At 66.7% G+C, this 8107-nt stretch carries 9 protein-coding genes; 3 read left to right on the top strand and 6 right to left on the bottom strand.

All coding sequences use genetic code 11. The annotated features are described in order from the left end of the window. Positions 1 to 58 precede the first annotated feature (58 nt). From AX735_RS26680 to AX735_RS26660, 5 genes are read right to left on the bottom strand one after another with little or no spacing between them, the layout of a single operon-like run. A complete protein-coding gene (locus AX735_RS26680; protein ID WP_066276326.1) occupies positions 59 to 898 on the bottom strand; it encodes a class III extradiol dioxygenase subunit beta in 840 nt (279 codons plus the stop codon). After that, positions 899 to 1306, bottom strand: coding sequence for a protocatechuate 4,5-dioxygenase subunit alpha (gene ligA / locus AX735_RS26675; protein ID WP_066276321.1), 408 nt, complete (start codon positions 1304 to 1306; stop codon positions 899 to 901). Beyond that, entirely contained in the window at positions 1303 to 2328 is a 1026-nt protein-coding gene (locus tag AX735_RS26670; protein ID WP_066276318.1) for an amidohydrolase family protein, read from the bottom strand. The genes ligA and AX735_RS26670 overlap by 4 nt, the downstream gene beginning before the upstream one ends. Beyond that, positions 2325 to 3188, bottom strand: a complete 864-nt coding sequence (locus AX735_RS26665) for a DUF1932 domain-containing protein (RefSeq protein WP_066276304.1) — start codon at positions 3186 to 3188, stop codon at positions 2325 to 2327. Before AX735_RS26665 ends, AX735_RS26670 begins: the two co-directional genes overlap by 4 nt. 54 nt (positions 3189 to 3242) lie before the next feature. Next, entirely contained in the window at positions 3243 to 4448 is a 1206-nt protein-coding gene (locus AX735_RS26660) for a LysR family transcriptional regulator (RefSeq protein WP_066276300.1), read from the bottom strand. A gap of 97 nt (positions 4449 to 4545) precedes the next feature. Here AX735_RS26660 and ligK point away from each other — a divergent pair, with 97 nt between their 5' ends. The 3 genes from ligK to AX735_RS26645 are packed head-to-tail and all read left to right on the top strand — an operon-like array spanning position 4546 to position 7167. Beyond that, on the top strand, positions 4546 to 5217 hold the full coding sequence (gene ligK, locus AX735_RS26655) for a 4-carboxy-4-hydroxy-2-oxoadipate aldolase/oxaloacetate decarboxylase (RefSeq protein WP_066276298.1): 672 nt from the start codon (positions 4546 to 4548) through the stop codon (positions 5215 to 5217). After that, entirely contained in the window at positions 5210 to 6283 is a 1074-nt protein-coding gene (locus AX735_RS26650) for a 4-oxalomesaconate tautomerase (protein ID WP_066276296.1), read from the top strand. Before ligK ends, AX735_RS26650 begins: the two co-directional genes overlap by 8 nt. Next, a complete protein-coding gene (locus AX735_RS26645) occupies positions 6280 to 7167 on the top strand; it encodes an amidohydrolase family protein (protein WP_066276291.1) in 888 nt (295 codons plus the stop codon). The genes AX735_RS26650 and AX735_RS26645 overlap by 4 nt, the downstream gene beginning before the upstream one ends. Before the next feature lie 7 nt (positions 7168 to 7174). Here the strand turns inward: AX735_RS26645 and AX735_RS26640 are convergent. Then, positions 7175 to 8107: MBL fold metallo-hydrolase (locus AX735_RS26640; protein ID WP_156447416.1), on the bottom strand; the 933-nt coding region annotated here is incomplete at its 5' end.

Below are 8107 nucleotides of genomic sequence, written 5' to 3'. Positions count from 1 at the left end.
TCGTACTTGTGCCAAGTTAGTTCATAGCCCTCTCCCCTGAAGGGGAGAGGGCTATGAACTAACTTGGCACAAGTACGATATGGCCGATGGCGGTGTTGCTGCAGGGCACGTGATAATGGCGGTGCAGCGTCTTCACGCGCTGGCCCAGCGCACCGCGCATGATCAGCCACATCACCATCTCGATGCCCTCCGATCCGGTTTCGCGCAGATATTCGATATGCGGGATATGGCGGACGGCATCATCGTTCGCCTCCAGCAGGTCGAGAAAGCGGTTGTCCCATTCGGGATTGATCAGGCCCGCGCGCGCACCCTGAAGCTGGTGGCTCATCCCGCCGGTGCCCCAGATCTGCACGTTGAGGTCTTGCGGAAAGCTTTCGACCGCGCGCGCGATCGCCTCGCCCAGTGCCCAGCAGCGCTTGCCCGATGGCGGCGGATAGGTGACGACATTGACCGCGAGCGGGATGACCGTGGTCGGCCAGGCCTCGCATTTGCCGAACATCATGCTCAACGGCACGGTCAGGCCGTGGTCGACATCCATCTCGTTGATGATCGTCATGTCGAATTCGTCGAGGATCAGGCTCTGTGCAATATGCCAGGCGAGATCGGGATGGCCGATGACATCGGGCACCTTGCGCGGACCCCAGCCTTCGTCCGCCGGCGCATAGCGCTCGCCGCAGCCGATCGCGAAGGTCGGGATGAACTTCATGTCGAAGGCGGATGCATGGTCGTTATAGACCAGGATCACAACATCAGGCTTTTCCTGCTTCTCCCATTCGCGGGTCCAGTCGTACCCGGCGAAGATCGGGCCGAAATAATCGTCGCGCTCCTTGCCCTGGTCGTGCGCCACGCCGAGCAGCGGCACATGGCTGCTGCCCACACCTGCGGTTATCCGGGCCATCTATCGTCCCTCCCTGATCGAACGAACGCCTTCGGGTGAGCGGCCGCCGTCGAGCATCATCTGGCGATATTCGGGCCAGCTCATGTTGGTCATGGTGCTGACCGCCTCGGCAAAGGCGATACCGTCGGTGGAAAACAGCTTGGACAGGAAATAGATGTTCCCGCCCATGTCGAGCAGCGCATTGTAATCGCGCGCCAGCACCGCGAGCTTGGCCTCCTCGCTGATCGCCCACTCGTCCAGATAGGCGCGCTCGTCGGCCTTGAAGCGCTCGCGGTTCTCGGGCTTCATCAGGCTCATCGCGAACTGGTTGAGGTGATAGCCCTGCCGCGCGCGCTTGGCCGTGAACACGCGGGTGCCGGGAATGTCCTCGAACTCGGCGAGATAGGCGTGGATGTCGGTATGGGTCACAGTCCGCGCTCCTTCAGCAGGGCATCGAGCCGGGGGAAGACGCGGCGGGCATTGCCCTCGAAGATCATGTGCCGCTCGGCATCGCTGATCTCCAGCGCGTCGACATAGCGCTTGGTATCGTCGAAATAATGGCCCGTGGTGGGGTCGATGCCGCGCACCGCGCCGACCATCTCGCTGCCGAACAGGATGTTCTTGTTGTCGATCACATCGGCGAGCAGATCGATGCCCGGCTGGTGGTAGACGCAGGTATCGAAGAAGATATTGTTCATCAGATGCGTGTCGAGCGCGGGCTTCTTGAGCATGTCGGCCAGCCCCCGATAGCGCCCCCAGTGATAGGGCACCGCGCCGCCGCCATGCGGGATGATGAAGCGCAGGGTCGGGAAATCGGCGAACAGGTCGCCCTCCAGCAGCTGCATGAACGCGATGGTGTCCGCCGCAATGTAATAGCCGCCGGTGGCGTGCATCGCAGGGTTGCAGCTGCCCGAGACATGGATCATCGCCGGAACGTCGAGCTCGACCATCTTCTCGTAGAACGGGTACCAGTAGCGGTCGGTCAGCGGCGGATGCTGGAAATGGCCGCCGCCGGGATCGGGATTGAGGTTGCAGCCGATGAACCCGAGCTCGGTGACGCAGCGTTCGAGCTCCTCGATCGACCCGGTCATGTCCGCCTTGGGGCTCTGCGGCAGCATGCACACGCCGACAAAGGTTTCGGGGAACAGGCCGACCACCCGCGCGATCAGGTCGTTGCAGCGCCGCGCCCATTCGCGCGCCACCGCCTCGTCGCCGACATGCGGAGCCATGGCCGAGGCGCGCGGCGAGAAGATCGTCAGGTCCGCGCCGCGTTCCCTGATCAGGCGCAGCTGGTTCGCCTCGATCGTCTCGCGGATCTCGTCGTCGGAAATCTCGGGATAGGGCGGACAGACCGTCCCCGCCTTGAATGCGGCCTTCTGCTCCTCGCGCCAGGCGTCATGCGCCTTGGGCAGGACCGTGTAATGGCCGTGGCAGTCGATGATCAGGGTCATGCGCTTCTCTTGAGCTGAGGAATGTCGAGGGCGGCAAGCTTGGCCTGCAGGCCATCGGGCGGCGCGATGCGCTGCGTGCCCATGTCGCGCTGGCGCTGGATCGTGCCGCGCGTCATGACGGGATCGACGCCGAGGTCCGCCAGCGTCGCGGCAACCTCTTCCATCTCGGCGGCGCGGCGCAGCCCGTGCGCCATCATCCGGTCGAGATTGTAATCGAACCGCTCGGCCCAGCTTTGAGGCTTCCAGCTGGCATCGAGCGAGGCGGTGACGGCATCGAGCACGCCCGCCTGGGCTGCTGCGAGCGCACATTCGGCGGAGAGCGCCTCGAGCCCCTTGACCATCACCGAGCGGATCATCTTGATCGCGCTCGCCTGACCGACCGCGTCCCCGGCGATCGACACTTGCGCAAAGCCCAGCGCGCGCAGCGCCTCGGCAGCGTCGGCGGCATGCGGGCCGGAGACCAGCAGCGGCACGTTGCGGCGCTGGGGCAGCACGGGAGCCATCACCGCGACATCGGCATAGCGAGCGCCCGCGGCCTCGATCGTCGTCGCCGCCTCGGCCTTGCTGGCGGGGGCGATGCTGTTCATGTCGAGCCACAGCGCGCCGGATCGCAGCATCGGCGCATAATCGCGCGCGGCTACAACCGCCTGATCTGCCGTAACCAGGCAGAGCACGACCTCTGCCTCCGCGAGCGCTATGGCGACATCCTCCTCGCCATGCACCCCTGCTTCGGCATAGGCGGCGAGCATGGCGGCATGATCCGACAGGCTGTCGGTCTTGCGATCGAAGGCGCGCGCGCCGGGCCAGGCAAAGGCCCTGCCCGCTTCGCCAAAGCCGATAAAGGTCGCACTGAACGTCATGCCAGCGGCCTAGGCGATGGCACGCCCCCGCCACCAATCCAATTGCGCCGCCGCTTATTGGTTTTCGTGAAGTCTGGTTTCGTGCGACGCCAGGTGGATCAGGTCGATCAGCCGCTGCTGGGCCTGGGTCGGTCGCCAGCCGCGCCGCGTCGTCAGTCCGATCGTGCGCACGCTGCCGGGCAGATCGACATCGATCCGCACCAGCATCTCGGCCTCGAGCTCGACCGAGATCTGGTCGGGCGACAGCAGCGTTAGCAGGTCGCTTTGCATGATCAGGCCGCGGATCACCATCACCGACCCGCATTCGACCGGCACCGGCGGCGGGTCGCCCGCGAACAGCGCCTGCCAGTGCGCGCGCAAGGGGGTCCCCTGCGGCCCGACCACCCAGGACTGCGCCTGCAGTTCGGCGAGCTCGACCCGCCGCCCGGCGAGCGGATGGCCCTTGCGCGCGAACACTGCGAGCCGATCGGTGAACAGCGGCACCTGTTCGACATCGGACGGGGGCGTGTCGCGGAGCGCGCCGATGGTCACATCGATGACGCCATCGAGCAGCGGATCGATCAGCTCGCGCCACGAGCCCTCGATCACGTCGACCACCGTGCCAGGACAATCGTCCAGAAAGCGCGCGATCGCGCGCGGCACGACGAGCGCGCGGCTGAGCGGCATCGCGCCGATGGCGATGCGGGTGGCCGGATGCGCCTCGCCCAGCGCTTCAGCGATTCCCGCGGCAAGCTCGCCCGAGGCGAGGCGAACGCCGCGCGCCATCGCCCGGCCTGCCGGGGTCAGCGCCATGCCGCGCCCGCGCCGCTCGGTGAGCACCTGCCCGCTGATCTGTTCGAGCTCGCGCACCGCACGATGGATGCCGGGTTGCGAAAGCCCGCTCGCCAGCGCGGCGCCGGCAAAGCCCTGCGCATCGGCAAAATGCAGGAACGCCTGAAGCTGGGTGGCGGTCATCAGCTGCTCGGGGCGCGAAAAGCCGCGCGTGCCCGCCCTGCCCTGCCGCCGGACCGCAGCGGCCAGATGCACGAACGCCCGCTCGACGCGTTCGGACAGCGCCTCGCCCGCCAGGGTCGGTTCGACCCCGCCCGAATGGCGGTCGAACAGCAGCACGCCCAGCTGGCGCTCGAGCTTTGCCATGCCCTGGGTCAGCGCCGGTTGTGACAGCCCCGCCGCCTCGGCCGCGCGGTTGAGGCTGCGCAGCGCAACGACGCTGACCAGCGCGCGCAGATGGCGCAGATTGAGATCGAAAGGCTGGATCATGGATGCAACACATAGCAAAAACTTATTACCCGTCCACAATCTGGATTGGCATGAGACCGGTGCGCGGGGCCACGGCAGCAGCACAAGGAGCATCGCCATGGGAATTGTCGTCCAGAATATCGAACGCACCGATCTTGCGGTGGTGGATGGGCTTGGGAGCGCAGGCGTCGCCACCGTGCACGAGGCGCAGGGCCGGATCGGCCTGCTGGCGCACCATATGCGGCCCATTTATGCGGGCGCACGGATCGCGGGCAATGCCGTCACCATCTCCGCCCCTCCCGGAGACAACTGGATGATCCATGTCGCGATCGAGCAGTTGCAGGCTGGTGACATCCTTGTGCTGGCGCCGACCAGCCCGTGCGTCGATGGCTATTTCGGCGACCTGCTGGCGACCAGCGCGATGGCGCGCGGTTGCCGGGGGCTGGTGATCGATGCCGGCGTGCGCGACGTGCGCGACTTGACGCAGATGGGCTTTCCGGTCTGGTCCAAGGCGGTGTTCGCGCAAGGCACGGTCAAGAACACGCTGGGCAGCGTCAACGTGCCGATCGTCTGCGCGGGCGCAGGCGTTGAGCCGGGCGATGTGATCGTCGCCGATGACGACGGCGTGTGCGTGGTCAAGCGCGCCGATGCCGCGGCGGTGCTGGAAAAGGCGCAGGCGCGCGAGGCCGCCGAAGAGGCCAAGCGCCAGCGGCTGGCGGCGGGCGAGCTGGGGCTCGACATCTACAACATGCGCCCCAGGCTGGCCGAGATGGGGCTGAAATATGTCTGACGCCGCCCCTGCCATCGCGAAGGCCCGCTGCATGTGGATGCGCGGTGGCACGTCCAAGGGGGGCTATTTCCTCAAGGACGACCTGCCCGCCGACACCGCGGAGCGCGACGCGTTCCTGCTGCGCGTCATGGGATCGCCCGACCCGCGCCAGATCGACGGCATGGGCGGCGCGGACCCGCTGACCAGCAAGGTCGCGGTGGTGAGCAAGTCCGATCGCCCCGGCGTCGATGTCGATTACCTGTTCCTGCAGGTGTTCGTCGACCAGGCGATCGTCACCGATGCGCAGAATTGTGGCAATATCCTGGCCGGTGTCGGCCCCTTCACGATCGAGCGCGGGCTGGTCGAGCCGAGCGGCGATGTCACCCGCGTCGCTATCTTCATGGAGAATACCGGCCAGGTCGCCGTCGCCAGCGTCGCCACCCCCGGCGGCACGGTGCGCTATGACGGCGATGCCGTGATCAGCGGCGTGCCCGGCACCGCCGCGCCCATTCCGCTCGCCTTTCGCGATACCGCTGGCTCGTCCTGCGGCGCGCTGCTGCCCACCGGAAACCGCGTCGACGAGATCGATGGCGTCGCGGTGACGATGATCGACAACGGCATGCCCTGCGTCGTCATCGCCGCCGAGGATATGGGCATCACCGGCTATGAGGACCGCGACACGCTCGATGCCGATACGGAAATGAAGGCGAAAGTCGAAGCGATCCGCCTCAAGGCCGGGCCGCTGATGAACCTGGGCGATGTATCGGCCAAATCGGTGCCCAAGATGATGCTCGTCGCTGCCCCGCGCGAAGGCGGTGCGATCGCGGTACGCTCGCTGATCCCGCACCGCGTCCATGCCTCGATCGGCGTGCTCGGCGCGGTCAGCGTCGCGACCGCCTGCCTGATCGAGGGATCGCCCGCGGCCAAGGTGGCTGCAGTCCCCGATGGACTGACCAAGACGCTGGGCGTCGAGCACCCGACCGGCGTCACCGAATGCATCGTCACCGTCGACGAGAACGGCCAGCCGGTAGAGGCGGGCATGCTGCGCACCGCGCGCAAGCTGATGGATGGAGAGGTTTTCGCATGAGCACCACCGACGTCGATGGCCGGATCCGTAGCTGGACCCTCGCGCCGAGCAAGCCGCGCTTCACCCCGCCGCCGGGCGCGGTCGATGCGCATTGCCATGTCTTCGGCCCGCAGGCGGCGTTCCCGTTCAGCCCCAAGGCGAAGTATCTGCCGCAGGACGCCGGACCCGACGCATTATTCGCGTTGCGCGATCATCTGGGCTTTGAGCGCAACGTCATCGTCCAGGCGAGCTGCCACGGGACGGACAACAGCGCGACGCTGAACGGCATCGCCCGGTCGAACGGGCGCGCGCGCGGGGTCTCGGTGGTCGATCCGGCGATCTCGGACGCGGAGCTCGATGCGCTCCACGCAGGCGGGATTCGCGGGGTGCGGTTCAACTTCCTCAAGCGGCTGGTCGACGATGCGCCGAAGGACAAGTTCCTCGATGTCGCACGGCGGATCGAGCGGCTCGGATGGCATGTCGTGGTCTATTTCGAGGCGGACATTCTCGAGGAATTGCAGCCCTTTCTCGCCGCGATCCCGGTGCCGATCGTGATCGACCATATGGGCCGTCCCGATGTCACCCAGGGGCCGGACGGCGCGGACATGACCGCGTTCCGCCGCCTGCTCGACACCCGCGACGACATCTGGACCAAGGTCACCTGCGCCGACCGGCTCGATGCCGCTGGCCCGCCTTATGCCGATTTCGTCCGTTCGGTACGCCCACTGGTCGAGGCCTATCCCGACCGCGTGCTCTGGGGCACCGACTGGCCGCACCCGAACATGGAAAAGGTGCTGCCCGATGACGGGCATCTGGTCGACACCATCCCCGAAATCGCGCCCACGGCAGAGCTGCAGCACAAGCTGCTCGTCGCCAATCCGATGCGGCTCTACTGGGCCGACTGAGGCCGGGTCAGAAGCGGTCGAGATCGTTGGCGAGCGTTACCGGACCGGTGAAGCGCTTTCTGATCTCGGCAATATAGCCCTTGGTCCGCTCCGGATCGGGCGTGCCTGCGGCAAAATGCGTGATCACCAGCGCCTTCACCCCTGCCCGCGATGCCAGCTGGCCCACTGCATCAGGCGTCAGATGGTGCGTGGACAGGTGCTGTTCGAGCTGCTGCTTCGCCTGCGGCGGCATGTCGGGCGAATTGCGCGCGACATTGGCCATGGTGCCGCCCATGTCGATCATCTCGCTGACCAGCAGGTCCGCGCCTTTGGCCAGCCTCTCCACCGCCGCGCTGGGCCCGGTATCGCCGGTATAGACGATCGAGCGCGATCCCAGATCGAAGCGGAAACTGAACGATTTGTAGTTGCGGTCCTCAAGGCTTCCCGGCGCGAAATCGTAATGCGAATTCTGCGCGGCGGTGACCGAGAATCCGTCGACCGCCATCCGCTCGCCATCGCTCAGCTCGATCACCCGCACCGTGTCAGCAGGCGGTGCCCAGGGCTGGCCGGGAATGCCATAGCCGACGCGCGCGGCGGGCTGCATCGAGGCGACCATGCCGGCGACAAGTTCGCGCGTGCCCGGAGGACCATAAACGGTGATGGGATCGCGCTGGTTGGTCTGGTTGCGCAGTGCGAGCACGGCGGAAAGCCCGCCGGTGTGATCGGCATGCAGATGGCTGAGAAACACCGCGCGCACCCTGGGCAACAGGATGCCGGCACGCGCGAGCTGCTGCACCGTGCCGTCGCCCGCATCGACCAGATAGACCTTGCCCTGATGCACCAGCGCGTTGGCGGGCTGCGACCGGTCCGGCGAAGGCACCGGGCCGCCCATCGTGCCGAGGGTGATGAAACCGTCCGCGCCCGGCACGGGCTGGGCCGCGACCGGTGCTGCGGCCAGAAG

Source organism: Blastomonas sp. CCH1-A6 (assembly GCF_001556365.1).
Classification (GTDB): domain Bacteria; phylum Pseudomonadota; class Alphaproteobacteria; order Sphingomonadales; family Sphingomonadaceae; genus Blastomonas; species Blastomonas ursincola.
This window is presented reverse-complemented; position numbering and strand designations above follow the sequence as displayed.